This window comes from Novosphingobium sp. CECT 9465 (genome assembly GCF_920987055.1).
Taxonomy (GTDB): Bacteria; Pseudomonadota; Alphaproteobacteria; order Sphingomonadales; family Sphingomonadaceae; genus Novosphingobium.
Genome location: NZ_CAKLBX010000001.1, coordinates 1,294,101 through 1,319,391, shown reverse-complemented (window position 1 = coordinate 1,319,391; position 25,291 = coordinate 1,294,101). Strand labels below are relative to the sequence as shown.

Annotated in this window: 33 protein-coding genes; 14 read left to right on the top strand and 19 right to left on the bottom strand. The window is 62.7% G+C overall.

The features are described 5' to 3' along the window. The first annotated feature begins 216 nt into the window (after positions 1 to 216). The 10 genes from LUA85_RS06435 (at position 217) to LUA85_RS06390 (ending at position 11,969) form a co-directional block, all read left to right on the top strand. Complete coding sequence (locus LUA85_RS06435; RefSeq protein ID WP_231467971.1) at positions 217 to 414, top strand: hypothetical protein; 198 nt, start codon at positions 217 to 219, stop codon at positions 412 to 414. Positions 415 to 656: 242 nt separating this feature from the next. Further along, entirely contained in the window at positions 657 to 1,868 is a 1,212-nt protein-coding gene (locus LUA85_RS06430) for a cell wall hydrolase (RefSeq protein ID WP_231467969.1), read from the top strand. Positions 1,869 to 1,985: 117 nt separating this feature from the next. After that, the gene (locus LUA85_RS06425; RefSeq protein WP_231467967.1) at positions 1,986 to 2,357 is read left to right on the top strand and encodes a hypothetical protein; all 372 of its coding nucleotides are present in this window, start codon (positions 1,986 to 1,988) and stop codon (positions 2,355 to 2,357) included. Positions 2,358 to 2,766: 409 nt separating this feature from the next. Beyond that, positions 2,767 to 3,729 (top strand): malate dehydrogenase, encoded by a 963-nt coding sequence (gene mdh, locus LUA85_RS06420; RefSeq protein WP_231467965.1) that lies wholly within the window; start codon positions 2,767 to 2,769, stop codon positions 3,727 to 3,729. A 126-nt stretch (positions 3,730 to 3,855) separates the two neighbouring features. Then, on the top strand, positions 3,856 to 4,746 hold the full coding sequence (gene sucD, locus LUA85_RS06415) for a succinate--CoA ligase subunit alpha (protein WP_231467963.1): 891 nt from the start codon (positions 3,856 to 3,858) through the stop codon (positions 4,744 to 4,746). A gap of 213 nt (positions 4,747 to 4,959) precedes the next feature. Further along, entirely contained in the window at positions 4,960 to 7,812 is a 2,853-nt protein-coding gene (locus LUA85_RS06410; RefSeq protein ID WP_231467962.1) for a 2-oxoglutarate dehydrogenase E1 component, read from the top strand. Positions 7,813 to 7,845: 33 nt separating this feature from the next. After that, positions 7,846 to 9,087: a 2-oxoglutarate dehydrogenase complex dihydrolipoyllysine-residue succinyltransferase gene (gene odhB / locus LUA85_RS06405; RefSeq protein WP_231467960.1), complete on the top strand. Its 1,242-nt coding sequence runs from the start codon at positions 7,846 to 7,848 to the stop codon at positions 9,085 to 9,087. A gap of 116 nt (positions 9,088 to 9,203) precedes the next feature. Continuing rightward, positions 9,204 to 10,604 (top strand): dihydrolipoyl dehydrogenase, encoded by a 1,401-nt coding sequence (gene lpdA / locus LUA85_RS06400; RefSeq protein ID WP_231467958.1) that lies wholly within the window; start codon positions 9,204 to 9,206, stop codon positions 10,602 to 10,604. A 522-nt stretch (positions 10,605 to 11,126) separates the two neighbouring features. Next, the gene (locus LUA85_RS06395) at positions 11,127 to 11,324 is read left to right on the top strand and encodes a hypothetical protein (RefSeq protein WP_231467956.1); all 198 of its coding nucleotides are present in this window, start codon (positions 11,127 to 11,129) and stop codon (positions 11,322 to 11,324) included. Between the two features lie 33 nt (positions 11,325 to 11,357). Next, the gene (locus LUA85_RS06390; RefSeq protein WP_231467954.1) at positions 11,358 to 11,969 is read left to right on the top strand and encodes a trimeric intracellular cation channel family protein; all 612 of its coding nucleotides are present in this window, start codon (positions 11,358 to 11,360) and stop codon (positions 11,967 to 11,969) included. Positions 11,970 to 11,972: 3 nt separating this feature from the next. Here the strand turns inward: LUA85_RS06390 and leuD are convergent, their stop codons facing one another. The 7 genes from leuD to LUA85_RS06355 form a co-directional block, all read right to left on the bottom strand. Then, entirely contained in the window at positions 11,973 to 12,575 is a 603-nt protein-coding gene (leuD, locus tag LUA85_RS06385) for a 3-isopropylmalate dehydratase small subunit (RefSeq protein WP_231467953.1), read from the bottom strand. Positions 12,576 to 12,644: 69 nt separating this feature from the next. Continuing rightward, the gene (locus tag LUA85_RS06380; RefSeq protein ID WP_231471938.1) at positions 12,645 to 12,806 is read right to left on the bottom strand and encodes a hypothetical protein; all 162 of its coding nucleotides are present in this window, start codon (positions 12,804 to 12,806) and stop codon (positions 12,645 to 12,647) included. 59 nt (positions 12,807 to 12,865) lie between these two features. After that, complete coding sequence (locus tag LUA85_RS06375; RefSeq protein WP_231467951.1) at positions 12,866 to 13,363, bottom strand: DNA-deoxyinosine glycosylase; 498 nt, start codon at positions 13,361 to 13,363, stop codon at positions 12,866 to 12,868. After that, the gene (locus tag LUA85_RS06370) at positions 13,360 to 14,421 is read right to left on the bottom strand and encodes a zinc ribbon domain-containing protein (RefSeq protein WP_231467949.1); all 1,062 of its coding nucleotides are present in this window, start codon (positions 14,419 to 14,421) and stop codon (positions 13,360 to 13,362) included. Before LUA85_RS06370 ends, LUA85_RS06375 begins: the two co-directional genes overlap by 4 nt. Before the next feature lie 59 nt (positions 14,422 to 14,480). After that, positions 14,481 to 15,011, bottom strand: a complete 531-nt coding sequence (locus LUA85_RS06365) for a hypothetical protein (protein ID WP_231467947.1) — start codon at positions 15,009 to 15,011, stop codon at positions 14,481 to 14,483. A gap of 5 nt (positions 15,012 to 15,016) precedes the next feature. Continuing rightward, a complete protein-coding gene (leuC, locus tag LUA85_RS06360; RefSeq protein ID WP_231467945.1) occupies positions 15,017 to 16,450 on the bottom strand; it encodes a 3-isopropylmalate dehydratase large subunit in 1,434 nt (477 codons plus the stop codon). A 95-nt stretch (positions 16,451 to 16,545) separates the two neighbouring features. After that, positions 16,546 to 16,926 (bottom strand): hypothetical protein, encoded by a 381-nt coding sequence (locus tag LUA85_RS06355; protein ID WP_231467943.1) that lies wholly within the window; start codon positions 16,924 to 16,926, stop codon positions 16,546 to 16,548. 135 nt (positions 16,927 to 17,061) lie between these two features. On the opposite strand from LUA85_RS06355, the gene LUA85_RS06350 reads away from it, so the two are divergent. Beyond that, positions 17,062 to 17,577: a sterol desaturase family protein gene (locus LUA85_RS06350; protein WP_231467941.1), complete on the top strand. Its 516-nt coding sequence runs from the start codon at positions 17,062 to 17,064 to the stop codon at positions 17,575 to 17,577. A gap of 3 nt (positions 17,578 to 17,580) precedes the next feature. Here the strand turns inward: LUA85_RS06350 and LUA85_RS06345 are convergent, their stop codons facing one another. The 12 genes from LUA85_RS06345 to LUA85_RS06290 form a co-directional block, all read right to left on the bottom strand. Then, the gene (locus LUA85_RS06345) at positions 17,581 to 18,603 is read right to left on the bottom strand and encodes an acyltransferase (RefSeq protein ID WP_231471787.1); all 1,023 of its coding nucleotides are present in this window, start codon (positions 18,601 to 18,603) and stop codon (positions 17,581 to 17,583) included. Between the two features lie 26 nt (positions 18,604 to 18,629). Further along, the gene (locus LUA85_RS06340) at positions 18,630 to 18,980 is read right to left on the bottom strand and encodes a YbaN family protein (RefSeq protein WP_231467939.1); all 351 of its coding nucleotides are present in this window, start codon (positions 18,978 to 18,980) and stop codon (positions 18,630 to 18,632) included. Between the two features lie 5 nt (positions 18,981 to 18,985). Continuing rightward, positions 18,986 to 19,399: a SufE family protein gene (locus LUA85_RS06335; RefSeq protein ID WP_231467937.1), complete on the bottom strand. Its 414-nt coding sequence runs from the start codon at positions 19,397 to 19,399 to the stop codon at positions 18,986 to 18,988. 224 nt (positions 19,400 to 19,623) lie between these two features. Next, a complete protein-coding gene (locus LUA85_RS06330) occupies positions 19,624 to 19,836 on the bottom strand; it encodes a hypothetical protein (protein WP_231467935.1) in 213 nt (70 codons plus the stop codon). 28 nt (positions 19,837 to 19,864) lie between these two features. Then, positions 19,865 to 20,110 (bottom strand): hypothetical protein, encoded by a 246-nt coding sequence (locus LUA85_RS06325; protein ID WP_231467933.1) that lies wholly within the window; start codon positions 20,108 to 20,110, stop codon positions 19,865 to 19,867. Positions 20,111 to 20,123: 13 nt separating this feature from the next. Then, entirely contained in the window at positions 20,124 to 20,396 is a 273-nt protein-coding gene (locus tag LUA85_RS06320; protein WP_231467931.1) for a hypothetical protein, read from the bottom strand. After that, positions 20,393 to 20,710, bottom strand: coding sequence for a hypothetical protein (locus LUA85_RS06315; protein WP_231467929.1), 318 nt, complete (start codon positions 20,708 to 20,710; stop codon positions 20,393 to 20,395). The genes LUA85_RS06320 and LUA85_RS06315 overlap by 4 nt, the downstream gene beginning before the upstream one ends. Then, positions 20,707 to 20,991 carry a hypothetical protein gene (locus LUA85_RS06310; protein WP_231467927.1) on the bottom strand — a complete coding sequence of 95 codons (285 nt, stop codon included), beginning with the start codon at positions 20,989 to 20,991 and terminating at the stop codon, positions 20,707 to 20,709. The genes LUA85_RS06315 and LUA85_RS06310 overlap by 4 nt, the downstream gene beginning before the upstream one ends. 26 nt (positions 20,992 to 21,017) lie before the next feature. Next, positions 21,018 to 21,392: an envelope stress response membrane protein PspC gene (pspC, locus tag LUA85_RS06305; protein WP_231467925.1), complete on the bottom strand. Its 375-nt coding sequence runs from the start codon at positions 21,390 to 21,392 to the stop codon at positions 21,018 to 21,020. Next, on the bottom strand, positions 21,389 to 21,685 hold the full coding sequence (gene pspB / locus LUA85_RS06300; RefSeq protein ID WP_231467923.1) for an envelope stress response membrane protein PspB: 297 nt from the start codon (positions 21,683 to 21,685) through the stop codon (positions 21,389 to 21,391). The genes pspC and pspB overlap by 4 nt, the downstream gene beginning before the upstream one ends. Positions 21,686 to 21,688: 3 nt before the next feature. Beyond that, positions 21,689 to 22,552: a phage shock protein PspA gene (gene pspA, locus LUA85_RS06295; protein WP_231467921.1), complete on the bottom strand. Its 864-nt coding sequence runs from the start codon at positions 22,550 to 22,552 to the stop codon at positions 21,689 to 21,691. Further along, positions 22,549 to 22,758: a hypothetical protein gene (locus LUA85_RS06290; RefSeq protein ID WP_231467919.1), complete on the bottom strand. Its 210-nt coding sequence runs from the start codon at positions 22,756 to 22,758 to the stop codon at positions 22,549 to 22,551. Before LUA85_RS06290 ends, pspA begins: the two co-directional genes overlap by 4 nt. A gap of 121 nt (positions 22,759 to 22,879) precedes the next feature. On the opposite strand from LUA85_RS06290, the gene pspF reads away from it, so the two are divergent. The 3 genes from pspF to recF all read left to right on the top strand — a co-directional run bounded on the left by pspF (position 22,880) and on the right by recF (position 25,286). Beyond that, positions 22,880 to 23,905, top strand: coding sequence for a phage shock protein operon transcriptional activator (pspF, locus tag LUA85_RS06285; protein ID WP_231467917.1), 1,026 nt, complete (start codon positions 22,880 to 22,882; stop codon positions 23,903 to 23,905). Continuing rightward, positions 23,905 to 24,132, top strand: coding sequence for a hypothetical protein (locus tag LUA85_RS06280; protein WP_231467915.1), 228 nt, complete (start codon positions 23,905 to 23,907; stop codon positions 24,130 to 24,132). The genes pspF and LUA85_RS06280 overlap by 1 nt, the downstream gene beginning before the upstream one ends. Positions 24,133 to 24,212: 80 nt before the next feature. Next, the gene (gene recF, locus LUA85_RS06275) at positions 24,213 to 25,286 is read left to right on the top strand and encodes a DNA replication/repair protein RecF (protein WP_231467913.1); all 1,074 of its coding nucleotides are present in this window, start codon (positions 24,213 to 24,215) and stop codon (positions 25,284 to 25,286) included. Positions 25,287 to 25,291: the final 5 nt, after the last annotated feature.

The window sequence follows — 25,291 nt, the reverse complement described above, 5'->3', positions numbered from 1 at the left end:
GCGGTGTTCCATATTTGTTCGATTCAGGCAAGGCCCTGATGCCGTGTTTCGCGCATGTGGGGAGCAAGGCGGCACGGTGCAATACGGGCTTTCGGGGAAGCCTTTGCGCGGAGGACCTTCCGGTTACCGAAGCGGCAACTTTGTCGAAACCATACAATTCCGTGTTGCGAAACTTTGCTAGGGGAAATTACCGAACAGGAGTTAGTGGTTCTTACCATGGTTATCGCATTCCCACCGCCCCCCAAGCCGCCAGCGCAGAGCCTGTTCTGCCGCGACGTGGATGCATGCGATGTACGGCCCGCGATCTCGATGGCTGTGCGCGACAGTTTTGCGGCGAACTTTGCAGCCGATTTCGCTGCTGCGATGACTGAGCATCGCCACGAGAATGACGAAAAGGCGGCAACTGCGGCCTGACCCTGCTGCCGACGTCTGCCCCTGCGGCATCATGGCCTCCTGCATCTGACATAAATGAAATGGGCAGCCCTTGCCCGCAGTCCGCTGCGCTATGCGCCTTTGAGGTGAGGCTTGCCCTGCACGCGGGGTTAACCGGATCGAAGGGGGATGTGCCGCATCGGGACAAGCGGAAAAGCGCAGGTGCGGTGACCGGCGCGAGGGGTTAGCGGAACAACAGGATTTTCAGGATTCACCCCGTCGCCATGCCTTTGGACCTAGCCTACCGGCCTATCGACCTGCCCGCTTCTGCGGTGCAGGCCGGTGTGGCGTACGCTAATGCCGCGGGGCCGGTGGAAGCCAGGCCGCGCGATTTTGCAGCACGCATCCGGCGGCGCGACATGCGTTCGATCCGACGGGCCTTGGGCGCACCGTCACTGGTGCGCCAGCGCGCAGCGGGCGTGGCGATGTTCGGCATGCTCGGCATGGTGCTGGGACCAATCGGCTGGGGGGAGCCGGGGGGGATCGCGGCTGCATCGGCGCGCGAGCGCATGACCGGATTGCAACCGTTCGAAAAGGCGGGGGAAAGCTTCCCCGGATCGGCGTTCTACTGGCTGGCGCCGGAGGAGACCGGGCTGATTGCTCCCACCGAAGCGCAATCGGCATGGGACGCGCGGCGCGATGACGAGGAAGCTCCGGGCGGCGCCATGGCCCGCCCCGTGATTGCTACCGGCAACGGCGAGGACCGCTGGCGCGCATTGCAGTGCCTGACCGCGGCAATCTATTACGAGGCGGCGAGCGAGCCGGATGCCGGGCAGCGCGCGGTGGCGCAAGTGGTGCTGAACCGCGTGGCCCATCCCGCCTGGCCCAATACGGTGTGCGGTGTCGTCTATCAGGGATCGGAGCGGCCATCGTGCCAGTTCAGCTTTGCCTGCGACGGGTCGCTGGCAAGGAAGCCGATGAAGGCGTTCTGGGATCGCGCGCGGCGCGTGGCGTCCGATGCGCTGGCCGGTTACGTCTACGCGCCGGTCGGACTGGCGACGCATTACCATACGACAGCGGTGCATCCTTACTGGGCGCCGAGCCTGACATTCCTTGGCACGATCGGCGCCCACCGGTTCTACCGCTGGGCGGGCAACGCGGGAAGGCCTGCCGCGTTCACCGCGCGCTATGCCGGGGGAGAGCCGCTGGCCGCACCGCATCCACGAACATGGACGCCCGCACCCGCGGATATTGCCGACCCGCTATCGCTGGAGCGTGCGTTCGAACAGGGCAAGATTGCCGCCGCTTCGATAGTGCAGGCAGGCGCCCCCTCACCCGCGCCAATCTATAGCGCTCATATCCAGCAGCGCGGCGGCGATACTTTGTTCAAGGCGACCCCGATAACGGGTCAGGCAAGCGGACCGATGAGCGGAAGCGGCGCAGTGCGCCCGGAATACGAGAATTCCGGGCGCTGGATCGCGCAACCGGGCAGCTGAACCCCGCGCGAACCGAGCATCGGCGTCGCCCTGCCGCAGAACCGTTTCGTACCGGGTGGTTATCGCTTCCTTTACCGTGTCATCCAACACAACCTTAGCATGCCTTGCTCTAGGGCAATGAGCGTGGAGGACGCGCACCGGGTCGTGATCGGCGCCGTCAAGGAGACAAGAACAACCATGGTGCGATTTGCCCCCCGTTACGGCATCATTTCCCCCTGCATGGCGCGCCCGATCCTTCGCCGCCACGTGCGCGCGGTGAATGACAACGCCGCAGAATGGAGCGGTTCCTGGCCGCAGGAAAGCGCTGCGCTGGATACTGCGCTGCGGCTGTTTGCGGCCCACGGCTTTTCCGCAGCGGCCCGTGCGCGCGATGCAGCGATCATTGCCGAGCGCGGTGGCGATGGCGAGCGCGTGGGCTTCTGGCTGGATGTTTGCAGCACACTCGACCGGCGCATGGCCCGCGATTTCAAGACAAGGCGAAGCAGCTGAGGCAATACGAGCAAGGCAATGTGGCCCCGGCAGAAACGCCGGGGCTTTTTGTTGCGCCAGCGAGGGCGCTCACATGGGCATTGAGGCAGGCTTCTCGCGCACCGTCGGTCAAGGCTGCGTAATAGTACTGAGGCGCTTGCATTGGCTGGAGAGCAGGCCGAAAGAAGATCGAAATCGCCCCCATATTGCTATTGCGAACTGTTATCGAAAAAACCCGGAAGTCAGCCGTTTTTCGCGGTTGCATTCGTCTGCGCACGAGCTTAGGGCCACTGGCATTCGCCAGCACCTCCCTGTCTCGCGGGGCATGGGGAGGAACTGGGCCGTTTGCCAAAGGCGCGTCATTTTCCGGCCGTCGGCAATCCGGTTGTCTTGTATGCTTGTCCCCGCGAACGGGAAAGGACCGTAAAGCATGGCACGCAAGAAGATCGCGCTCATCGGCGCAGGCAATATCGGTGGTACGCTTGCCCACCTCGCCGCCCAGAAGGAACTGGGTGATATCGTCCTGTTCGACGTGGTCGAAGGCGTGCCTCAGGGCAAAGCGCTCGACCTTTCGCAGTGCGGCCCGGTCGAAGGCTTTGACGCCAAGATCACCGGCACCAACGATTATGCCGACATAGCAGGCGCAGACGTGATCATCGTCACCGCCGGTGTCGCCCGCAAGCCCGGCATGAGCCGCGACGATCTGCTCGGCATCAACCTCAAGGTGATGAAGGCCGTCGGCGAAGGCATTGCTGCCAACGCGCCTGACGCATTCGTCATCTGCATCACCAACCCATTGGACGCGATGGTCTGGGCACTGCGCGAATTCTCCGGCCTGCCGCACAACAAGGTTGTCGGCATGGCGGGCGTGCTCGATTCGGCGCGCTTCTCCACGTTCCTGGCATGGGAATTCGGCGTTTCGATCCGCGACGTGAACACGTTCGTGCTCGGCGGCCACGGCGATACGATGGTGCCCGTCACCCAGTATTCGACCGTCAACGGCATTCCGGTGCCTGATCTGGTCAAGATGGGGCTTTCTTCGCAGGAAAACATCGACGCGATCGTGCAGCGCACCCGTTCGGGCGGCGGCGAGATCGTCGGCCTGCTCAAGACCGGCTCGGCGTTCTACGCTCCTGCTGCTTCGGGCATCGCGATGGCTGAAGCCTACCTCAACGACCAGAAGCGCATCCTGCCTTGCGCAGCCTACGTCGAAGGCCAGTACGGCGTCGATGGCCTCTACGTCGGTGTGCCGGTGCTGATTGGCGCTGGCGGCGTAGAGAAGGTCATCGAGATCGAACTCGACGCCGATGCCAAGGCCGGTCTTCAGGTCTCGGTCGATGCGGTCAAGGAACTGCTCGACGCCTGCAAGGGCATCGATCCTTCGCTGGTTTAAGTTGAATGCGCCTCCGCGCCAGCGGGGGCCTCGGGCCGGATTGCAAGGCCTCGCCCGGCCTCACGAGGTCCCCGCCTCTCAAGTGTTTTTTGGTGCGGGGACGCTGCAAAACTCAGGAGTGAATTCATGTCCATTCTCGTCGACAAGAATACCAAGGTCATCACGCAGGGCATGACCGGCAAGACCGGCAGCTTCCACACACAGGCCGCGCTGGATTACGGTACGCAGATGGTTGGCGGCGTAACCCCCGGCAAGGGCGGCACCGAACATATCGGCCTGCCCCAGTTCAACTCGGTCCACGAAGCCAAGGCCGCTACCGGCGCCACCGCATCGTGCATCTACGTGCCGCCAGCAGGCTGCGCCGACGCCATCCTCGAAGCGATCGACGCCGAGATGGAACTGATCGTGGCGATCACCGAAGGCGTTCCGGTGCTCGACATGGTCAAGGTCAAGCGCGCGCTGGTCGGTTCCAAGAGCCGGTTGATCGGTCCGAACTGCCCCGGCGTGTTGACGCCGAACCAGTGCAAGATCGGCATCATGCCGGGTTCGATCTTCAAGGAAGGCACCGTGGGCGTGGTCTCGCGTTCGGGCACACTGACCTATGAAGCGGTGTTCCAGACCTCGGCCATCGGCCTTGGCCAGACCACGGCTGTCGGCATCGGCGGTGACCCGGTCAACGGCACCAACTTCATCGACGTGCTGGAACTGTTCCTCGCCGACGAAGCTACCAAGTCGATCATCATGATCGGCGAAATCGGCGGTGACGCTGAAGAAATGGCTGCGCAGTTCCTGATCGACGAAGCCAAGCGTGGGCGCAAGAAGCCAATGGCCGGCTTTATCGCAGGCCGCACGGCACCTCCGGGCCGTCGCATGGGCCACGCCGGCGCCATCGTTTCGGGTGGCAAGGGCGATGCCGAAAGCAAGATCGCTGCCATGGAAGCCGCCGGGATCAAGGTCTCGTCTTCGCCTTCGCTGCTGGGCGAAACGCTGGCCGAAGTGCTGAAAGAGCGCGTCTGACGCGAATGCTACCGCCCGGATAGGCCTCCGTACGTAGGGGGCCACCGGGCGAATGGTTGATACACGGCGTGTATGGCGCGACCTTCGCAGGTTGCGCCCCGCGCTGACTTTGCGAAACCGCACTGCGGTTTCGCCGGAAAGATACCTTCCGTCATCAGGCGGGAGCGCGATTGTCCGAAGCCCCCATTCTCTCCGGGGGATCAGGAGTTGATGATGGGTCAAGAAGTGCACGATTTCGACGTGGATCCCGCGCAGGAAGGGCCGCAGGCTGGGCCATCATGGGCCAGCAAGCGCTGGCCGGTGACTGACGCCGCCGCGGGCGATGACCTGACCCAGGCGATGGACCCGATGGCGATGAAGCTCGTCATCGAGAAAGCGGCCAAGAAGGCCGGCGCACCTCTCGACGAAGCCGCGCTGCAGCAGGCCGCGCTCGATTCGATCCGCGCGATGACCCTGATCCGCACCTATCGTGTTCGCGGGCATCTGGCTGCCGATCTCGACCCACTTGGCCTTGCCCGCCAGAAATTGCCCGCCGACCTTTCACCCGAATTTCACGGCTTCACCGCCGCAGATGCCAAGCGCAAGATTTATGTCGGCGGCGTACTGGGGCTGGACTGGGCGACGCTGGAAGAACTGGTGGCGATCCTGCGCGCCAACTATTGCGGACACGTCGGCTTCGAATACATGCACATCGCCGATGTGGAGGAACGCCGCTTCATCCAGGACCGGATCGAAGGTGGCGACAAGTCGATCGACTTTACTCCCAACGGCAAGAAGGCGATCCTGGCTGCCGTCGTTCGTGGCGAACAGTACGAGAAGTTCCTCGGCAAGAAATACGTCGGCACCAAGCGCTTCGGGCTTGATGGCGGCGAATCGATGATCCCCGCGCTGGAAGCGATGATAAAGTACGGCGGCCAGCTGGGTGTGCGCGAGATCGTTTACGGCATGGCCCATCGCGGCCGCCTGAACGTGCTCGCCAACGTGATGGCCAAGCCCTATCGCGTGATCTTCCACGAGTTTTCGGGCGGCACCGCAAACCCGCAGGACGTGGGCGGATCGGGCGATGTGAAGTATCACCTCGGCACCAGCACCGACCGCGAATTTGATGGTATCAAGGTGCACATGAGCCTCGTGCCCAACCCGTCGCACCTTGAAACGGTCGATCCTGTGGTCTTGGGCAAGGTCCGCGCGCAGCAGGTGTTTCGCGACGACATTGGCGACGATGTGGGACCGAATGCGCGCCACAAGCAGGTGCTTCCGGTCCTGATCCACGGCGACGCGGCCTTTGCAGGGCAGGGCATCGTGTGGGAGTGCTTCGGCCTTTCCGGTGTGCGCGGCTACAACACCGGCGGCTGCATCCATTTCATCATCAACAACCAGATCGGCTTCACCACAAGCCCGCAGTTCTCGCGCGGGTCGCCCTACCCCTCGGACGTGGCCAAGGGTGTGCAGGCGCCGATCCTGCATGTGAACGGCGACGATCCCGAAGCTGTGACGTTCGCCTGCAAGATGGCGATCGATTATCGCCAGAAGTTCGGCCGCGATATCGTGATCGACATGTGGTGCTACCGCCGCTTCGGGCATAACGAGGGCGATGAGCCTTCATTCACGCAACCGCTGATGTATGCCAAGATCCGCCAGCACCCGCCGGTGAGCGAGGTCTATGCCAAGCGCCTTGTGGCGCAAGGCGTGATCGACGCCAATCACAAGGGCGAAGTGGAAATGCACTTCACCGCCGCGCTGGAAACCGAATTCGAAGCATCGAAGGGCTACAAGGCCAACGAGGCAGACTGGTTCGGCGGCCGCTGGTCCGGGCTGAACAAGCCCGCCGATCCGGTAACGGCCCGCCGCAACGTGCCCACCGGCATCGACCAGAAAGTGTTCGACAGCCTTGGTCGCACGCTGACCACGGTTCCGGCCGACCTGACCGTGCACAAGACGCTGAGCCGGGTGATTGATGCCAAGCGCGAGATGTTCACCAGCGGACAAGGCTTCGACTGGGCAACCGGCGAGGCGCTGGCGTTCGGCAGCCTTGTCATGGAAGGCTACGGTGTTCGCCTGTCCGGGCAGGACTGCGGCCGTGGCACGTTCAGCCAGCGCCATGCGGTATGGGTCGACCAGACCGACGAGCGCAAGTACGTGCCGTTGACGACCCTGCCGCACGGCACGTTCGAAGTGCTGGACAGCACGCTTTCGGAATATGGCGTCCTTGGCTTCGAATACGGCTATGCCAGCGCCGACCCCAAGAGCCTTGTGCTGTGGGAAGCGCAGTTCGGCGACTTTGCCAATGGCGCGCAGATCGTTATCGACCAGTACATTGCCGCGTCCGAAGCCAAATGGCTGCGCGCCAATGGTCTCGTCATGCTGCTGCCCCACGGCTATGAAGGCCAGGGACCAGAGCATTCCTCGGCCCGGCCTGAGCGGTTCCTGCAACTTTGCGCCGAAGACAACATCCAGGTGTGCAATATCACCACCCCGGCCAATTACTTCCACGTACTGCGCCGGCAGATGCACCGCCCGTTCCGCAAGCCGCTGATCATCATGACGCCCAAGAGCCTGCTGCGCCATCCGCTGGCAAAGTCGGTGGCGAGCGATTTCATCGGTGACGGACACTTCATGCGCATCCTGTCGGACACCAACGGTTCGGCGGACAAGGATACCCGCCGCGTCGTGCTGTGTTCGGGCAAGGTCGCCTATGACCTGATCGAGGCGCGCAATGCCGCCGGGATTACCGATACGCAGGTGATCCGGCTTGAGCAGCTTTACCCCTTCCCCGGCGATCCGCTGGCCCTGCGCCTTTCGCGCATGACCAATCTGGAAGACGTGGTGTGGTGCCAGGAAGAACCGCGCAACAACGGTTCGTGGTTCTTCGTCGAACCGATGATCGAGGAATCGCTCAAGGCCGCCAAGAGCAAGGTCAGCAGGCCGCGCTATGCCGGGCGTCACGCTTCGGCATCGCCCGCCACGGGTCTCGCCAGCCGTCACACCAGCGAGCAGGGCGCGCTGGTTGCCGATGCGCTCGGTCTTTCGGTGCGCGGTGAGATCCGCCGCCAGAAGAAATCCTGATTTGAATTTTTCCTTCTCCCAAGGAATTGCATTATGTCGATTGAAGTGAAGGTTCCGACGCTGGGTGAAAGCGTCAGCGAGGCAACCGTAGGCCAGTGGCTGAAGAAGCCGGGTGAAGCGGTGGCGCTTGACGAACCGATCGTCAGCCTTGAGACCGACAAGGTCGCCGTGGAAGTGCCCGCCCCTGCCGCAGGCGTACTCGGCGCGCTGGTGGCGAACGAGGGCGATACGGTTTCGGTTGGCGCGCTGCTGGCGCTGATCGAGGACAGCATTGCCGCTGCGGGCAATCAGGCCCCTGCCCCGCGCACGGAAGCCGCGGTCGCGCCTGCTTCGGACACGTTGCCCAAGGACGCCGTTGCCGCGAGCAATGCGGATGTGTCGGTGCTTTCGCCCGCCGTGCGCCGCGCCGTTCTGGAATACGGAATCGATCCTGCCAGCGTGAAAGGCACGGGCAAGGACGGCCGTCTGACCAAGGAAGATGTGATGGCCGCCGCGCAGGCCAAGCAGGCCGCGCCTGCCGTTACTGCCGCTTCGGCTCCAGTCGCTGCCCCTATCGCATCTGCCCCGGTTGCTGGCCGCAACGAAGAGCGCGTCAAGATGACACGCCTGCGCCAGACCATCGCCAAGCGCCTGAAAAGCGCGCAGGAAACCGCCGCACTGCTGACCACGTTCAATGATGTGGACATGAGCGCGGTGATGGAAGCGCGCGCCAAATACAAGGACGTGTTCGAAAAGAAGCACGGCGTGAAGCTGGGCCTGATGTCATTCTTCGCGAAGGCTTCGGTGCTTGCGCTCAAGGACATTCCGGCGGTCAACGCGCAGATGCAAGGCGATGAGATCGTCTATTTCGACTATGTCGATATTTCCGTGGCGGTCTCGGCCCCGAACGGACTGGTCGTGCCGGTTGTCCGCAATGTCGACAATATGAGCTTTGCCGATATCGAGAAGGCGATCGCCGATTACGGCAAGAAGGCCCGCGACGGCGCGCTGACCATGGCCGATATGGCGGGCGGCACCTTCACCATCTCGAACGGCGGCGTGTTCGGTGGGCTTATGTCCACCCCGATCATCAACCCGCCGCAGTCGGCCGTGCTAGGCCTGCACCGTATCGAGGACCGCCCGGTGGTTCGGAACGGCGAGATCGTGATCCGTCCGATGATGTATCTGGCGCTGTCCTATGATCACCGCATCATCGATGGCCGTGAGGCCGTGACCGCGCTGAAGACGATCAAGGAAGCGATTGAAGACCCAACGCGGTTGCTGATCGATCTGTAATCTGATGTTGCGCGACATCCTTCGACAGTCTCAGGATGAGCGGATGTTGTGCCGGAATCCAACCAAAGCCGATCATGCTGAGTTTGTCGAAGCATGGTCGCGCAAGGGAGGCCGAAATGGCTGAATACGATTACGACGTTCTTGTCATCGGTGCCGGTCCGGGCGGTTATGTTGCCGCCATCCGCGCTGCGCAACTGGGCCTGAAAGTGGCTTGTGCCGAAGGGCGCGAGACGCTCGGCGGAACTTGTCTCAATGTCGGCTGCATTCCTTCAAAGGCGCTGCTGCACGGATCGGAAAAGTTCGACGAAGCGGTCAACGGCACGTTCGATACCTATGGCATCAAGACCGGCAAGGTCGAACTCGACCTTTCGAAAATGCAGGGCCAGAAGCTGGATTCGGTCAAGCAACTGACCGGCGGCATCGAATTCCTGTTCAAGAAGAACAAGGTGACCTGGCTAAAGGGTTACGCCAGCTTCGAGGACGCGCACACGGTGACCGTGGCGGGCCAGAAGGTCAGCGCAAAGAACATCGTGATCGCGACGGGTTCGAGCGTGACCCCGCTTCCCGGCGTGACCGTTGACAATGACGCGGGCGTGATCGTGGACAGCACCGGAGCACTGGCGCTGGACCGCGTGCCGAACCACATGGTGGTGATCGGCGGCGGCGTGATCGGGCTGGAGCTTGGCTCGGTCTGGCGGCGTCTTGGCGCTAAGGTGACGGTCGTGGAATTCCTCGACCAGTTGCTGCCCGGCATGGACGGCGATGTGCGCAAGGAAGCGGCCAAGATCTTCAAGAAGCAGGGCATGGACCTGAAGCTGGGCACCAAGGTGACGGGCGTTTCGGTGAGCGGCAAGACCGCAACGCTGACCGTCGAACCATCGAAGGGTGGCGAGGCTGCGACCATCGAAGCCGACTGCGTGCTGGTGGCGATCGGGCGTCGGCCCAACGTGGATGGCCTCGGCCTCGACAAGATCGGGCTGGAACTGAACGCGCGTGGTCAGATCGAGACGGATCACGACTTTGCCACGAAGGTCGATGGCGTCTGGGCCATCGGCGACGTGATCCCCGGCCCGATGCTGGCGCACAAGGCCGAGGACGAAGGCATCGCCGTGGCCGAGAACATCGCAGGCCTAACCGGTATCGTGAACCATGACCTGATCCCCGGCGTGGTCTATACCTTCCCCGAATTTGCAGGCGTGGGCCTGACCGAGGAAGCGGCGAAGGAAAAGGGCGAGATCAAGGTCGGCAAGTTCCCGATGATGGCCAACAGCCGCGCCAAGACCAATCATGAACCGGACGGTTTCGTGAAGGTCATCTCTGATGCCAAGACCGACCGTGTCCTGGGCGTATGGTGTATCGCATCGGTTGCGGGCACGATGATTGCCGAAGCCGCGCTGGCCATGGAATTCGGCGCGACTTCGGAAGACATCGCCTACACCTGCCACGCGCATCCGACCCATTCGGAAGCGCTGAAGGAAGCGGCCATGGCGGTGACGGGCAAGCCGATCCACATGTGACGGTAGGCTTCACGCTACATAAACGGGGCCGTCCTGCGGGGCGGCCCTTTTCGTTTTCATCAATCAAAACGGCAACTTGACTCCGACCTTCACCCGGTTCGAGGGTGTGCCGCCAACCGATGCTTGCTCCGTCTCTACAGCAATACTGCCACCACCCTTCAGTGCGAGACGCGCCTTGGGTGGCTCGGGCAGAGGAAATTCATATGCCGGAGTTTGCATTCTATTACGGCGCACGTCCGTAGCACAGACCACTATCTCCCCACCTGTGACAGAGCCGCATTGTTTCGATGATACGACTTTGGATAAATCGAATGTTCGCACCTCTGCGGGAGCATCCGATGCCAAAGCTGCGGGCACATCAGTCGCAGGCATACGGTTCCTCTCAGAATGCAAGCGTCTATGTGTGCTCACAAAATGGCGCGAATAAGGCTCCAATCTGACGAACCTAACGCGCACGAGGGGTGGGCAAATCGCGCGAACTCACCTAACCGCAGCAAAGTAAGAATTAAAGGAACTGCAGACATGTCGATCAAGCTTACCCTGACCGAAGACGAGACTGAAATCCTGATCGACGCGCTGGACGCGGACATGGAAGGCTATCTCGAAGCGGCCAAGGAAGCGCGCGGCAACACGCGCCGCGAGGAAATGAAGACCTTCACTGAAGCCGCAGAACGCATCGGCGCACTGAAGGCGCGGCTGGAAGCGCTGCTGGGCGAGTAAGCGCATTTGCCGACGCTGATGCCGACACCGGATATGTCCGCCCTGATCGGCGGTCTCGATCTCGTCGGCATCGCCGTATTCGCGCTGACCGGGGCGCTGCTGGCGGCGAAATTGCGCCAGACTTTCGTGACGATGGCGTTCTTCGCGCTGGTGACGGGGGTTGGCGGCGGATCGGTTCGTGATCTCCTGATCGGTGCGCCGGTGTTCTGGGTGCGCGATCCGTGGGTGGCGCCGGTGTGCCTGGGCGTTGCCCTGCTGGCATGGTTCACCCCGCATCGCTGGTGGGAACGGCCGGTGCTGGAATGGGCCGATGCTGCCGGGCTGGGTGCCTATGCCGTGCTGGGCACGGCCAAGGCGCTGGCGTTTGGCGTGGCGCCCGTGCCGGCCGTGCTGATGGGCGTGATTACCGGCTGCGTCGGCGGCATCATCCGCGACGTACTGGCCGGGCGGCCATCCATCCTGATGCGGCCCGAATTGTATGTGACGGCAGCCGCGCTGTCATCGGTGATCTGCGCCGCGGGGGCGGCGCTGGGGCTGGCGAACGCAATCGTCTGGCCCGTGGCGGGGCTTGCAGGGTTCGGTCTGCGCGGCGCCGCGATCTGGTGGAAGCTGGGCCTGCCGGTCTATCGAACGGATGCCGAATAGCGCTCAGGCTGCGGCGTCGGTGCCCCGCGCCAGAAATGGCAACTGGTCGCGCATCTTCGCTTCATGCGTTGCAATCGCGGTATCGCGCGCCATTGTCAGCCCCACTTCATCAAGACCATTGATCAGGCAGTGCTTGCGAAAGGCGTCGATCTCGAAGGTGAAGCGGTCCTGAAACGGCGTGGTGACGGTCTGCGCTTCAAGATCGATCATAACCGGATCGGTGACAGCGACTTCCATCAGGCGGTCAATCGCTTCCTGCGGCAGGACGACGGTGAGAATGCCGTTCTTGAATGCGTTGCCTGAAAAAATGTCGGAGAACGACGGCGCGATCACGGCCTTGATGCCGAGATCGAGCAAGGCCCATGCGGCGTGTTCACGGCTGGAACCGCAGCCGAAATTGTCGCCCGCAATCAGGATGGGCGAGCCTGAAAATTCCGCACTGTCAAAGATGTTGTCCGGGTCGGTACGCAGAGCTTCGAACGCGCCCCTTCCCAGGCCTTGACGCGTGATCGTCTTGAGCCATTTGGCAGGAATGATAACGTCGGTATCGACATTCTTGCGGCCGAACGGGATGGCCCGTCCTTCGATCTGGTTCACCGGTTCCATCGGGTCGCTATAGCTTCGCAGGCGTTGGATGCAAGAACCCCGGAGTGCTATCAGCCGGAGTGCCATCGATCAGTCGGTTTCAGGAACGTCGACCGGCGGTGCCTTGGGCTGGGCCTTTTCCGCGCGTTCCTTTCGACGCGACGTGTAAAGCAAGGCTGCGGCAAGTGCTGCCGAGCCTATTGCTGCGCCAGCCATAGCTGCCTTGCCGGTCCAGTCGGTCTTCTTGGTCACGCGCGAACTCCTTGAAATCCTGAAGGCTAGATTGGCCCAGTGTCACACGATTGCAAGGATCAGCGCAGGTATTTCCGCAAGGAATACCATTGCGTACGTTTCTCCTCGAACGAAAGCGTTGCGTGTGCGGGGCTGCTGGACGGCAGGCGGACCAGTTCCAACGCCCCAACACCAGCCAATTGCGGCATCCCGATCACAGCGGATTTGGCGCCATTGAAAGCCACGGCACACAAGACCGGGAGCGTGGCAGCAAGTTCTGCCAGCGGATTGGACTGCACATTGCGGATCGCACTATCAAGACTGCCCTTGCGCGTGGCAGTGCCGATCGAATCCCACAGGCCGATGCCATGTTCAAGCAACGTGGCAAGGCGCTGGTCGTAATCGACGCCAACGAGGTCACTCTCGATCACACTGCCTGCAAGCCGCCAGAACTGGTTGCGCGGATTGGCGTAATAACGCGCGGCGGCAAGGCTCGCCTCACCCGGCAGACTGCCGAGGATCAGAACGCGCGTGGCAGCATTGACGATGGGTGGGAAGGACGCTTTGCGTTCGGTCATGCCGGTGCGGGCGCGTCCACCTTGGCCGGTTCGCCGCAGGTCATGCAGAAGCGGAAGAACGCCATCTTGCGGGTGTTGCAGGCGTGGCAATGATCGAACAGCGTCATGCCGCAGTGGACGCAGAAATTGGCCTCGGCATCGGCGGTGGTGGCGATGGGGCGGTCGCATCCGGGGCAGACCTTTGCGGCCATCTTCTTGAACGCTTCATCGTGCGTGACGCGCTTGCGCCGCTCCTGTTCCGCCTGCGCCTCCACTTCGGTGCGGTGTGCAAGGTAGGCGCGCATGTTCTTGACCAGGAAATGCCCGGCGGCAAAAGTCAGCACGATACCAACGGCATAGCGGACATACCCGCCATAGCTTGGCAGGTAGGGCACCAGTTCGACGAAAAACACGAACACGGCAGCCAGAACGAAGCCGCGCATCAACGGCCAGTGATCGCTCTTGCGCTTTTTCATCACCATCCACGTGGCAACCGCCAGCATCGGCAAGGTGATCAACAGGCGCAGGCCGAAGACGCGCAGTTCCTGCCAGAAACTGGCGCGTTCCTGCGCGGGCAAGGCATCGGCGATGAACAGCGTCTCGCGGGTGCGCAGCGCGCCTTCCCGCTGGTCGAGCGGGATGCGCGCATTCTCCAGATCGGCGATAGCCTGCTGGATCGCGCGTTCGTTACCCTTCAATTGTTCGAGTTCGCGGGTTCGCGTCAGGACTTCGGGATCTTGCTGGGGGTTGGTGGTGGCCGTGCGCGCAGCGATCCACGCGCGGAAAGTTTCGTTCGCAGTGGATGACGCGCGTTGCGCCTGTTCGAGTTGCAGGCGCTGGATTTCCAGCTTGTCGTCAATCACCGCCTTTTCGCGCTCGATGGCGGTGATATCCTGCCGCACCTGGCGGAGCGCGGGCGTTTCGGCGGGCGCGGTATAGACCTGCGCATCGACGATCGGCAGATCACCGATGATGAGGTTGCCAAGCCCGATGATGAAGCCTGCGAAGACGATGGACACTGCCCAGAGTACGCCGCGATAGAGGCGTTCCGGTACGCGTACGCCCTTGGTCATGTTCATCGCTTCCCGCCTTCGCCGCTTCGAACGCCGAGGCTATGCCCTGCAACGCCGCTTGTAAATCAGCGCTTCACCAGCGGGCTGACCGGATCGCGCGCAGCTTCCCATTCGTTCCACTTGTTGCCGAGGCCGGGGTGATCGATCGCACCTTCGCGCATGGCAGCGGCGGCCTGTGCGGCGGGAAGCGGCGGCAGCGGGCCACTGTCGCCCATCATCAGTTCATCGCCCAGCAGGCGGAATTCGGCGGGGCCGGGACGGAAGGCTTGCACCACGGTCATCACGTTGCCGCCATACTGAACCACATCGATCACCAGGGCATCGACATCGCCCGCAGGCGTACCGACCTTGACCTGACGCGCAATCGCGCAATCGGGCCACTGGCCTGCTCCATCGGTAATGAACGCCTTGGCCTTGTCGTCCTGTTCCAGCGGCGTTGCGCCTTCGAACGTGTTGAGCGCGCGGTTGCCATCGCTGCGCATGCACAGCGATTGCGGCTGGTAATGGCTGCCGGGCGGCAGGTCCGACACGGTCCAGAAGGCATGGGCCATAAGAAACCCTGCAAGCTGGAGCGCGGCTGTCGGGAGGCCTGCCACGCGCGTCAGGCCATCAGCTTGCGCACATCGGTCAACTTGCCCGTGACGGCGGCAGCGGCGGCCATGGCGGGGCTGACGAGGTGCGTACGCGCGCCGGGGCCTTGGCGGCCGACGAAATTGCGGTTCGAGGTGGAGGCGCAGCGTTCGCCCGGCGGCACTTTGTCCGGGTTCATGCCCAGACACGCCGAACAGCCCGGCTCGCGCCATTCGAAGCCGGCCTCGATGAACACGCGGTCCAATCCTTCGTCTTCGGCCTGCTTCTTCACAAGGCCGGAACCGGGGACGACGATGGCCCACTTCACGTTGGCGGCCTTGTGGCGGCCCTTTAGGATCGCGGCGGCGGCGCGCATGTCTTCGATGCGGCTGTTGGTGCAACTGCCGATGAAGATGTTCTGAACCTCGACATCTTCCATGCGCTGGCCGGGGGTCAGTCCCATGTAGGCGAGGCTGGCGCGGGCGGCGTCCTGCTTGGAGGGGTCGGCGAAGCTTTCGGGCGTGGGCACGAGACCGGTAATCGGCAGCACGTCTTCAGGGCTGGTGCCCCAGGTGACCGAAGGCGCGATATCCTTGGCGTCGATCACCACGACCTTGTCGTAAGTTGCGCCGGGATCGGTGGCGAGACTGGTCCACCACGCCACGGCCTTGTCCCAATCGTCGCCCGTGGGCGCATAGGGACGGCCCTTGATATAGGCGAAGGTCTTTTCATCGGGCGCGCACAGGCCAGCGCGCGCACCGTGTTCGATGGCCATGTTCGAAATCGTCAACCGGCCTTCGATGGACAAGTCGCGGATAACCTGGCCGGTATATTCGATGACCGATCCGGTGCCGCCCGCCGCGCCCAGAACGCCGGTGATGTGCAGAACCACGTCCTTGGCGGTAACGCCGGGGGTGAGTTTCCCATCGACGCGGACTTCCATGGTTTTTGACTGCTTGAGCAGCAGGGTCTGCGTGGCGAGGACATGCTCCACCTCGCTGGTGCCAATGCCGAACGCGAGCGCGCCGAGGCCGCCGTGGCAAGCGGTGTGGCTATCACCACAGACGATGGTCGCGCCGGGCAGCGAGAAGCCCTGCTCCGGCCCGACGACATGGACGATGCCCTGCTCCGCATCGGAATCGCCGATGTAGCGGATGCCGAATTCGGGCGCGTTGCGCTCCAGCGCTTCGAGTTGCTGCGCGGATTCTGCGTCCGCAATGGGAATGCGCGAACCGTCGGCGGCGCGGCGGGCCGTGGTGGGCAGGTTGTGATCGGGCACCGCGAGCGTGAGATCTGGGCGGCGCACCTTGCGGCCCGACGTGCGAAGCGATTCAAACGCCTGCGGGCTGGTCACTTCGTGAACGAGGTGACGGTCGATATATAGCAGGGCCGTGCCATCGTCGCGCTGTTCGACAACGTGGGCGTCCCAGATCTTCTGGTAGAGGGTGCGTGGATTGCTGGCCATAATGGCAAGCGGTTAGGCCCGCCCTTCCCGCAATTCAAGCAGGAAAGGGCAGGCCTTCCGACAGGCGGACGTAATTTTGTTACGCCGCTGCCTGCTTATCCGCGACGGCCATCGCGGTCACGCTTGTCAATCTGCAGGCGCGAATTGATGACGGCGACGCGGCATTCCAGTGTGCGGTATTCCGAAACGCTGAGGCCGCGGTTGGCATAGCGGCTGTAGAGCTGCTTCACATCGCGCGCATCGCGGTGCAGACCAACGGCTTCGCGCTGCGACAGCCTGCGATTGGCGACCGCGCGGTCGATCTTGCGGTCAAGCTGGTTGATGTCGCGGCGGATTTCGGCGTTGCGGGCGGGCGTCAGGTACGATGCTTCGGCGCGGTTGTTGCCGGGATAGCGATCATTGTCCCACGCCATCGCCGGGGTGGCGACGCCTGCGATCATGGTCGAAAGAGCTACGGCGAGAATGGTCTTGCGCATCGGGTTCACTCCTTGTTTGGCTTGAGGACAAACTGCACTTGCGCGGCTGAACGGCAGTAAAACGAGGCGTCGCGCCTTTCGGGCAAAGTGTAAGAATGTGTCGCAGGGCGCGGCGGGGCGTTGTATGGACGGGCCATGCAGACGCTCATCGCCATCCTGATCGTGATCGCCACGGTGCTCGCAATGGAGTTCGTGGCGTGGTCCAGCCACAAGTACGTGATGCATGGCTTCGGCTGGGGCTGGCACCGCGATCATCACGAACCGCATGATGGCTTTCTTGAGAAAAACGACCTTTACGCCGTGTTCGGCGCTGTCATCTCGATCACGTTCTTCGCGCTCGGCAGCCCGCTGGTGCGCGGCGCCGCGGCATGGTGGCCGGGCACGTTCATTGGCCTTGGCGTACTGGCCTATGGCGTGATCTATACGCTTGTCCACGACGGCCTGGTGCATCAGCGCTGGTTCCGCTGGGTGCCCAAGCGCGGCTACGCCAAGCAACTCGTACAGGCGCACAAGCTGCACCACGCCACCATCGGCAAGGAAGGCGGAGTGAGCTTCGGTTTTATCTTCGCGCGCGATCCGGTGGCGTTGAAGCGGGAGTTGCGGGAGCAGCGCGAGCGGGGGATTGCGGTGTTGCGGGAAGCGGTGGAGTAAACCTCAAACAGCAGCCTCTTTTCGATTGAGCCAGCGTATAATAGGCCGTTCGAACACATGATGCGCGATTGCAGCAACGACTAGCGACAAAACGGTCACGCCGAGAACGAACCCAATCTCCTGCATTGCGCCATAAGGCAGGCGGAAATGCCGCCACGCCATTTGCGCCGCCAGCATCAGCGGCATATGCACGATGTATATAGCATAAGAAATGTCACCGCCCCAGACCAACACTTTCGGGACTGGCAGGGCAGTTTCTCCCAGCACAACGGCGGCGAGCAAACACCCGCCTGCTAAGCCCCAGGTGGCCATGCGTCCGAGGCCACTCATCGCCTCACCACCCTCAACGTCGCCTATGCCGAGCAGGACCAGCGCTATGCAGATAAGTGCCCATCTTGCCAAAACGGGCAGCGCAACGCCACGCATGTAGATAACGCCAAGCCACATTCCGCACAGAAATTCCAACAGGATCGGTCGCGTCCAGAACCACAATGGTAAAGGCAGCGCTATCATCAATCCGATCAAGACCAACACACTAAGCAGTACGGTCAGCCGTGCGACAGTCTGCTTGATCCCCTTACCCATCGCCAGCGCGAACAGACCGTAGAACAGCATCTCAAAATTAAGCGTCCACCCCACTTCGAGCAATGGAGAAATCCGGCCAGATGAACCAGTACTGGCGTAGGGAATGAACGCGAAAGAAGTAACGAGGCTAGCTAAATCAGGCTTCGGTCCAAACTTTACAAACCAAGCGACGATCACCAGTGTACCAAGCCAATAAAGTGGGACAATACGAATCAGCCTTCGTCGCAGGAACGTCCACCGCGCGCCAGTTTTACCGACCTGTCGCGCAGAAGAATGGACCATGATAAACCCGGAGATAACAAAGAACAGGTCCACCCCGAAGCCGCCTCTACCGATCCAGTAAGACCGCTCCAATTCAACGCCAAGAAAGCGCCCGGTGTGATAGCCGATGAGTTCGGCGTGAAGCAGCAGCACTCCAACGGCCGCTGAGAAACGCAGCATCTGCACGGCAGCAATCCGATTCCCCACTACTCCGCCCTCGTCCAAATCCACGTCCCCGTTATGCCCATTACCGCTGCCGGGATCAGCACCCACGGCCAACCCGCAGTAAACCATGTCAGCACCACGCCCGCCGCCATGGCGATGAGCGCGCCCTTCTTGGCCTTGCGTGAAATGGCACGGCGGGTCCGCCACTGGCGCAAGGGTGGGCCATAGCGCGGGTGATCGAGCAGGCGCTGCTCCCACGCAGGGTTGGAGCGCGCGAAGAAGAACGTGGCCAGCAGCAGGAAGGGCACCGTCGGCAGGATCGGCAGAAACACTCCGATTGCACCCAGTGCCACCGAGATCAGGCCGCCCGCAAGATAGAGTTGGCGGCGCAAGTCCGTCAGGCCGCAGCGGCCAGCCGCGCCGCATGTTCGCGCACCAGTGCGATCATGTTGGGTACGCCCTGGGTGCGGTTGGAGGACAACTGCTTCTTCAGATCGAACGGCCCCAGCGCTTCGGCAATGTCGGTTGCTGCGACTTCTGCGGCAGGACGATCCTGCACGGCGGACAGGACCAGCGCGACGATGCCCTTGGTGATCGCGGCGTTGCTGTCGGCCAGGAAGTGCAGCGTACCGCCCTCGCCCTGCGTCGGGTAGACCCACACACTGGCCGAACAACCGCGAACCAGAGTGGCATCGGTCTTCAGCGCGTCGGGCATGTCTTCCAGTTCGCGTCCAAGTTCGATCAGCAGGCGATAGCGTTCGTCGCCGTCGAGAAATTCGTATTCTTCAAGGATGTCATCAAGGCTGCGCATGGTTCGCATCTAGCGAGCGCCCCGCGCCGCGTCCATCGCGGATAGGGGGTATCAGCCCGAAAGTCCGCCCGGCCGGGTGAACGCGAAGTAGATCACGTAAAGCCATGACAGCACACCGTGGATTGCGGCCCAGATGATGGACTTATGCAAGCTCCATGAGATTGCGACGGCGATTGCGCTGCCAAGGCCAATGCCGACTTTTGCGGCGCCGTGTCCACGCTCGCTCACAAGTCCACCCCGGCCGCGATGGCTTCCAGCTTGCGCAGGCGTTCGCGCATGTCGGCAAGGTCGATCATGCTAACCACGTCTCCCGTTTCACCGCGTTCGATTTCGAGACGCTTGAGCGCCAGCCAGCCGTCCCAGCCGCGCAAGGCTGCCATGGCGATCATGGCAAGGCCGGTCAGCGCGGAGAGCGATAAGACAATATCGGAAGTCATGTCAGCAACTCCCTCAAAAGGGTGGAATTTACTTTTCGCGCAGCGAATCGATCTCGCGCGAGAGGCGACGGGTTTCGCCATCGTCAGTGGCGATGCGTTCCAGCACTTCGAGCCGCTTGCGCATTTCGGCAACTTCACGTTCGAGCGCGGCGGTATAGGCCGTGTCGACCGGCGGCTGATCCTGATAGTGCACCCCGCGGTCCTGGCGGTTCATACGGACCCGCGCAAATGCAAGGATCGCAACAATGGCAACAACGGCGCTCCAGAAAGACATGGCGCAGGATTCCTCAATTGACCTTGATGTCGCGCAGGTTTTCAATCTGCAACGCAAGGTCGGATTTGTTTTCGATGGCGATGCGTTCCAGCACCCGCACCCGCTGTTCCAGCCGTTCGGCCTGCGCGGCATATTGCGCGGCCTTTTCGGCGGTCTGCTTTGACAGCAGTTCAAGTTCGCGTTCTCGAAACGCAAGGCGACGCTTGTAGATGTCTGAACCGATGCCAAGCACAATGGGCACGACCACAAGCATGAATACCAATGCCAGGACGACATCCTCGTTCATGGCCGGTCTCCCTGTCCGATACTGGCCGGTTTGCCCCGCAAGGCTTCGATCTGACCTGCCACTTCGAAGCCGCGATCCGTGACGATGGCTTCCACGTTGGCAAGCCGCCGGTGCGTGGCGTCAAGCTGCTGGCGCAACATGGCGTTTTCCTCGCGCAGCTTTGCCACCGCCTCATGATCGGCCTTTGCCGTCTTGCCGCCCCATTCGTCTTCCAGGGCATAACCATGGCGGGCGCGGATCCAGTTGTTGATCACCCAACCGCCGGTGGACAGCGCAATGAGCGCCAGGACGAATTCGGGTCCGCCCCAGTTCATTGCGCCCTCCTGTCTTCCAGCGACGCCGAGTCACGACGCAGCGCCTCGATCTGCGTTGCGGTGTCGAAGCCCTTGTCGGTCACGATCCGTTCGAGAACGCGGACGCGCTCTTCGAGGTCGCGGGTGTGCTGGGCATATTGTGCGGCCTTTTCGGCGCTCAATTCCGCCGTGGCATTGATCTGCATCTCGGCGATCTTGGTGCGGTGCTTGGTCCAGATCGCCACGATCGGGATGCACAGCGCGATGATCGGTATCAGGGGGCCAAGTGTATCGGGTCCCATGGTGTCAGTCCCTCATGAAGCGGTGGTCAGCGCAGCTTTTCGATCTCGGCCGAAAGGCGCGGGTTGCTGTTGACGTAGTAGCTTTCGACTTCGGCCAGGCGGCGGTCGATGTCGCGGAAGCTGGCGCGCACTTCGCGGGCGGTTCGGGCGGGCGACTGGCGGACGCGCTGCCAGAACTGCTGCTCCTGCCGGTCGCCATAAAGCGCATCGGGCTTCTTGCCGGCCAGCATGCCGAGGGCGAAGTAGGCGATGAACGGCCAGCCCATCGAGAAAGCAAGGATCAGGAAGCCGAGCCGGACCCAGAGCACATCGACCCCGGTATAATCGGCAACCCCGGCACAGACGCCCATGAACTTGCCATTGACCTTGTCGCGATAAAAGCGGGTGCGCGGGCTGTTCACTTCGAAGTCCTTCCCTGTTCGGCGAACATCCGATCGAGTTCGCGCAGCTTCTGGTTGTCGGTTTCGCGATCATGCATGATGCGCGCGGGCTTGAAATCGGGATTGTCCGAAGCGACCAGCCGCTCGACCGTGTCCATGCGTTCATCAAGGCGGCGGGCAAGCTGGTAAAGCTCGTCCAGCAGCGCTTCGTCGCCATTAGTCAGCGTGGCCGATGTCTTCCACTTGGTGATGTAGTGCAGGATCAGCCACGGCAGGCCGACGAAGATTGCAACGATGGGAACAACGTCATCCATGGGTCAGCCTTCCTTTCCGAGTGCGCGCTTCATCGCTTCCAATTCCTCGTCGATCTTGTCCTGCCCGGCGAGCGCGGCGATCTCATCAGCGAGGCCCGGCTTGCCGCTGCCATCGGCCAGGCTCAGCGCATCGGCGCGGCCTTCGGCGTAATCGACGCGGCGTTCGAGCTGGTCGAAGCGGGCCATGGCCTCATCAACCCGCTCGCTGGCGAGCAGCGTGCGCAAGCGCACGCGGTTTTCGGCGCTTTCAAGGCGGGCGGCGATGGCGGTCTGGCGGCTGCGGGCTTCGCGCAGGCGAGTTTGCAGTTTCTCGATGTCGATTTCATAAGCGCGCATCGCATCATCCAGCACACCGATCTCGGTTTGAAGCTGGGCGGCCATGTCCGACGCCTTCTTCTTTTCGACAAGAGCGGCGCGGGCCAGATCCTCGCGGTCCTTCGACAGGGCAAGCTGTGCCTTTTCCGACCAGTCAGCCTGAAGGCGATCCAGCTTGGCCACGTGGCGGCCCATTTCCTTCTGATCGGCAATGGTGCGCGCAGCTGAGGCGCGGACTTCGACCAGCGTCTCCTCCATCTCCATGATGATCATGCGGATCATCTTCGACGGATCATCCGCCTTTTCAAGCAAGTCGTTGAAATTGGCGGCAATGATATCGCGAGTCCGCGAAAAGATGCCCATCAGGTTCACTCCGGTGTTGAAGGACGAAAAGGATTGCGACGAGCGCGAACGCTCCGCGTTGCCGAAATTGCTGCCAAGGCCGGAATTGCTGCCGGGATTCGTGCGCAGCCGTTCGAGTTCCGCATCGAGGCGGGTGGTCCTGCCACCCTCGGCCCTTTCAGGCCGGATCGGGGTCAGGTCCTCGGTCATGCAAGTTCGCCGGTGATGGCTGCCGAAGATGCCATGACGCTGGGCACCGCATCGACCTGTTGAGTCAACGCAAAGCAGCACAGGACCACCATCGCACCGATGCTGGCGAGGCTGGCGCGTCCGAGCTGGGTGGAAAAGAAGCGGGCGGTGTACATCATGCGGACCTTTCGGCGGGGTGCTCCGGCGATTGTGCCGGGGTTGTTCATGGTACAGCAAGGGGTGTGCCAAACTGCGAGAGGCCCGGATTTTCGATGATTTTGCGGTAAGGTCCACCCTTAACCGTGGGAAATATTGCCGACACTTGGGAAAATGCGCTATTGGTTGGGAATGGATAGGGAAGTTCAGTTCATGGGCCAATCGGGCGCGTTCCTCGACGCGGTCGAACGCGCCAGCCGCGCCGCGCCAATGCGCCGCCCGGTGCTGGTGATCGGGGAACGCGGGACCGGCAAGGAACTGATCGCCGAACGCCTTCATCGCCTGTCCACGCGCTGGCAGGAACCGCTGGTGACGATGAACTGCGCCGCCTTGCCCGAAACACTCATCGAAGCGGAATTGTTCGGCCATGAAGCAGGCGCCTTTACCGGCGCCACCCGCGCCCGGACAGGCCGGTTCGAGGAAGCCGACAAGGGCACCCTGTTCCTTGACGAACTGGGTACGCTTTCGATGGGCGCGCAGGAGCGCCTGCTGCGGGCGGTCGAATATGGCGAGATCACGCGGATCGGATCGAGCAAGCCGGTACGCGTGGACGTGCGCATCGTGGCGGCCACCAACGAGGATCTGCCGAAAATGGCGGAGCAGGGCCGCTTCCGCCCGGACCTGCTCGACCGGCTGAGCTTCGAAGTGATCACCCTGCCCCCGCTCCGTGTGCGCGAGGGAGACGTTGCAGTGCTGGCGGACTATTTCGGGCGGCGCATGGCCGCAGAACTGCACTGGGACACCTGGCCGGGATTTGCGCCTCCGACACAAAAGGCCCTTGAGGAGTACCTGTGGCCCGGCAACGTGCGCGAATTGCGCAACGTGGTGGAACGCGCGGTCTATCGCTGGGATGACTGGACCCAGCCCATCGCCAGCGTTCAGTTCGATCCGTTCGAAAGCGCGTGGAAGCCGGTTTCGCCCCCACGCGCGCCTGAACCGGACACCGCTGCCCATGGGCGCGCGCCGGCCGCGCCCGATCTTGACGGGGTAACCGACTTGCGCAGCGCCGTGGAGGCCCACGAACGCGCGATTGTCGAACATCACCTCGGTCGCAACCGCTTCAACCAGCGCCAGACCGCAAAAGCACTCGGCCTCAGCTATGACCAGTTGCGGCACTGCATGAAGAAGCACGGATTGATGGACCGGGGAGCAGGCTGATGGAGCGCGAAATCTGGTTCCGCAAATGGCTGTGGAGCTATGTTCCGGTTCACTGGAAGGCGCTGGCGCTCATGTTCGGTGCGGTGCTTGCCGTGTTTGCCTGCTTTGGCATTCTGGTGCTGGCGGCGCAATACTGGCAGCGGCCCGCCATCGCGTTCACCATTCCGGTGCCGTTCGTGTACATCCTGATCACCACGTTCAGGATCGCGCGGCGACACGCGGCCTGAAAGCGAAAACCTCACCCCGGATCAAGTCCGGGATGAGGCTGCTTTTCACCGGCGATCAAACCTCCTAACGCCACGAACCGATGTCCCTCACCCGTCTGACCTTGCGCCACTTTCGCAATCATGCCGCCACGCGGCTTGAAGGCATGCGCGCGTTCAATGTGCTGGTCGGCGATAATGGCGCGGGCAAGACCAATGTGCTGGAGGCGATCAGCCTGCTCGCGCCGGGACGGGGCTTGAGACGCGCGCAACCGGCTGAGATGGCCGGGCGCGACGGCACCGGCGGCTTTGCCGTGGCAGCGGATATGGAGGACGGCGCGGTGCAGATCGGCACGGCCACCGATCCGCAAACACCGGGTCGGCGTTCAGTGCGGATCAACGGCGCGGAAGGTCCGGCGGCGCGGCTGGCCGAATGGCTCTCGATCACCTGGTTGACCCCCGCCATGGACCGCCTGTTTGCCGAAAGCGCGGGATCGCGGCGGCGATTCCTGGATCGGCTGGTACTGGCGCGCGAACCGGGCCACGCGCGCACCGCGACCCGCTATGAAACCGCGCTGCGCGAACGCAACCGCCTGCTGGGCGAAGGACAGGAGCCGGACCCGGTGTGGCTCGACGGGATCGAGACGCAGATGGCCGAGGCGGGCGCAGTGATGGCGGCATCGCGCGCCGCACTGGTGGCGGACCTTGGCCAGGCACTCGAAAGCGTGCCGGAACAGCCGTTTGCGCGGCCCCTGCTGCATTACGCCAGCGAAGTGCCGCTGGAAGCCGATGCCCTGCGCGCAATGTTGCGCGAGGGCCGCCGCAGGGATCGCGCCGCCGGCCGCTCGCTCATCGGCCCGCATCGCGATGATCTTTCGGTCACGCTCGCCACCAAGAACGCGCCGGCCGCCGATTGTTCGACCGGGGAGCAGAAGGCGATGCTGATCGCCATCGTGCTCGCCCATGCCGGGCTGACTGCGGGCGAGCGGCCACGCCTGCTCCTGCTCGATGAAATCGCCGCACACCTCGATCCGGTGCGACGCGCGGCGCTGTTCGAGCGGCTGGCGCAATCGGGCGCGCAAGTGTGGATGACCGGCACCGAAATCGCGCCGTTTGCGGACATTGTAAACGCCAGCGCAGTTTGGACGGTAGCTGACGGGATTGTGGAAAGAACCTGAATCCC

Excerpts from the sequence above, each read along its gene's own strand:
- LUA85_RS06435 (WP_231467971.1), top strand. The coding sequence starts at position 217 with ATGGTTATCGCATTCCCACCGCCCCCCAAGCCGCCAGCGCAGAGCCTG.
- LUA85_RS06430 (WP_231467969.1), top strand. The coding sequence starts at position 657 with ATGCCTTTGGACCTAGCCTACCGGCCTATCGACCTGCCCGCTTCTGCG.
- LUA85_RS06425 (WP_231467967.1), top strand. The coding sequence starts at position 1,986 with ATGAGCGTGGAGGACGCGCACCGGGTCGTGATCGGCGCCGTCAAGGAG.
- mdh (WP_231467965.1), top strand. The coding sequence starts at position 2,767 with ATGGCACGCAAGAAGATCGCGCTCATCGGCGCAGGCAATATCGGTGGT.
- sucD (WP_231467963.1), top strand. The coding sequence starts at position 3,856 with ATGTCCATTCTCGTCGACAAGAATACCAAGGTCATCACGCAGGGCATG.
- LUA85_RS06410 (WP_231467962.1), top strand. The coding sequence starts at position 4,960 with ATGGGTCAAGAAGTGCACGATTTCGACGTGGATCCCGCGCAGGAAGGG.
- odhB (WP_231467960.1), top strand. The coding sequence starts at position 7,846 with ATGTCGATTGAAGTGAAGGTTCCGACGCTGGGTGAAAGCGTCAGCGAG.
- lpdA (WP_231467958.1), top strand. The coding sequence starts at position 9,204 with ATGGCTGAATACGATTACGACGTTCTTGTCATCGGTGCCGGTCCGGGC.
- LUA85_RS06395 (WP_231467956.1), top strand. The coding sequence starts at position 11,127 with ATGTCGATCAAGCTTACCCTGACCGAAGACGAGACTGAAATCCTGATC.
- LUA85_RS06390 (WP_231467954.1), top strand. The coding sequence starts at position 11,358 with ATGTCCGCCCTGATCGGCGGTCTCGATCTCGTCGGCATCGCCGTATTC.
- leuD (WP_231467953.1), bottom strand. The coding sequence starts at position 12,575 with ATGGAACCGGTGAACCAGATCGAAGGACGGGCCATCCCGTTCGGCCGC.
- LUA85_RS06375 (WP_231467951.1), bottom strand. The coding sequence starts at position 13,363 with ATGACCGAACGCAAAGCGTCCTTCCCACCCATCGTCAATGCTGCCACG.
- LUA85_RS06370 (WP_231467949.1), bottom strand. The coding sequence starts at position 14,421 with ATGAACATGACCAAGGGCGTACGCGTACCGGAACGCCTCTATCGCGGC.
- leuC (WP_231467945.1), bottom strand. The coding sequence starts at position 16,450 with ATGGCCAGCAATCCACGCACCCTCTACCAGAAGATCTGGGACGCCCAC.
- LUA85_RS06355 (WP_231467943.1), bottom strand. The coding sequence starts at position 16,926 with ATGCGCAAGACCATTCTCGCCGTAGCTCTTTCGACCATGATCGCAGGC.
- LUA85_RS06350 (WP_231467941.1), top strand. The coding sequence starts at position 17,062 with ATGCAGACGCTCATCGCCATCCTGATCGTGATCGCCACGGTGCTCGCA.
- LUA85_RS06345 (WP_231471787.1), bottom strand. The coding sequence starts at position 18,603 with ATGCTGCGTTTCTCAGCGGCCGTTGGAGTGCTGCTGCTTCACGCCGAA.
- LUA85_RS06335 (WP_231467937.1), bottom strand. The coding sequence starts at position 19,399 with ATGCGCAGCCTTGATGACATCCTTGAAGAATACGAATTTCTCGACGGC.
- LUA85_RS06330 (WP_231467935.1), bottom strand. The coding sequence starts at position 19,836 with ATGACTTCCGATATTGTCTTATCGCTCTCCGCGCTGACCGGCCTTGCC.
- LUA85_RS06325 (WP_231467933.1), bottom strand. The coding sequence starts at position 20,110 with ATGTCTTTCTGGAGCGCCGTTGTTGCCATTGTTGCGATCCTTGCATTT.
- LUA85_RS06320 (WP_231467931.1), bottom strand. The coding sequence starts at position 20,396 with ATGAACGAGGATGTCGTCCTGGCATTGGTATTCATGCTTGTGGTCGTG.
- LUA85_RS06315 (WP_231467929.1), bottom strand. The coding sequence starts at position 20,710 with ATGAACTGGGGCGGACCCGAATTCGTCCTGGCGCTCATTGCGCTGTCC.
- LUA85_RS06310 (WP_231467927.1), bottom strand. The coding sequence starts at position 20,991 with ATGGGACCCGATACACTTGGCCCCCTGATACCGATCATCGCGCTGTGC.
- pspB (WP_231467923.1), bottom strand. The coding sequence starts at position 21,685 with ATGGATGACGTTGTTCCCATCGTTGCAATCTTCGTCGGCCTGCCGTGG.
- pspA (WP_231467921.1), bottom strand. The coding sequence starts at position 22,552 with ATGACCGAGGACCTGACCCCGATCCGGCCTGAAAGGGCCGAGGGTGGC.
- LUA85_RS06290 (WP_231467919.1), bottom strand. The coding sequence starts at position 22,758 with ATGAACAACCCCGGCACAATCGCCGGAGCACCCCGCCGAAAGGTCCGC.
- pspF (WP_231467917.1), top strand. The coding sequence starts at position 22,880 with ATGGATAGGGAAGTTCAGTTCATGGGCCAATCGGGCGCGTTCCTCGAC.
- LUA85_RS06280 (WP_231467915.1), top strand. The coding sequence starts at position 23,905 with ATGGAGCGCGAAATCTGGTTCCGCAAATGGCTGTGGAGCTATGTTCCG.
- recF (WP_231467913.1), top strand. The coding sequence starts at position 24,213 with ATGTCCCTCACCCGTCTGACCTTGCGCCACTTTCGCAATCATGCCGCC.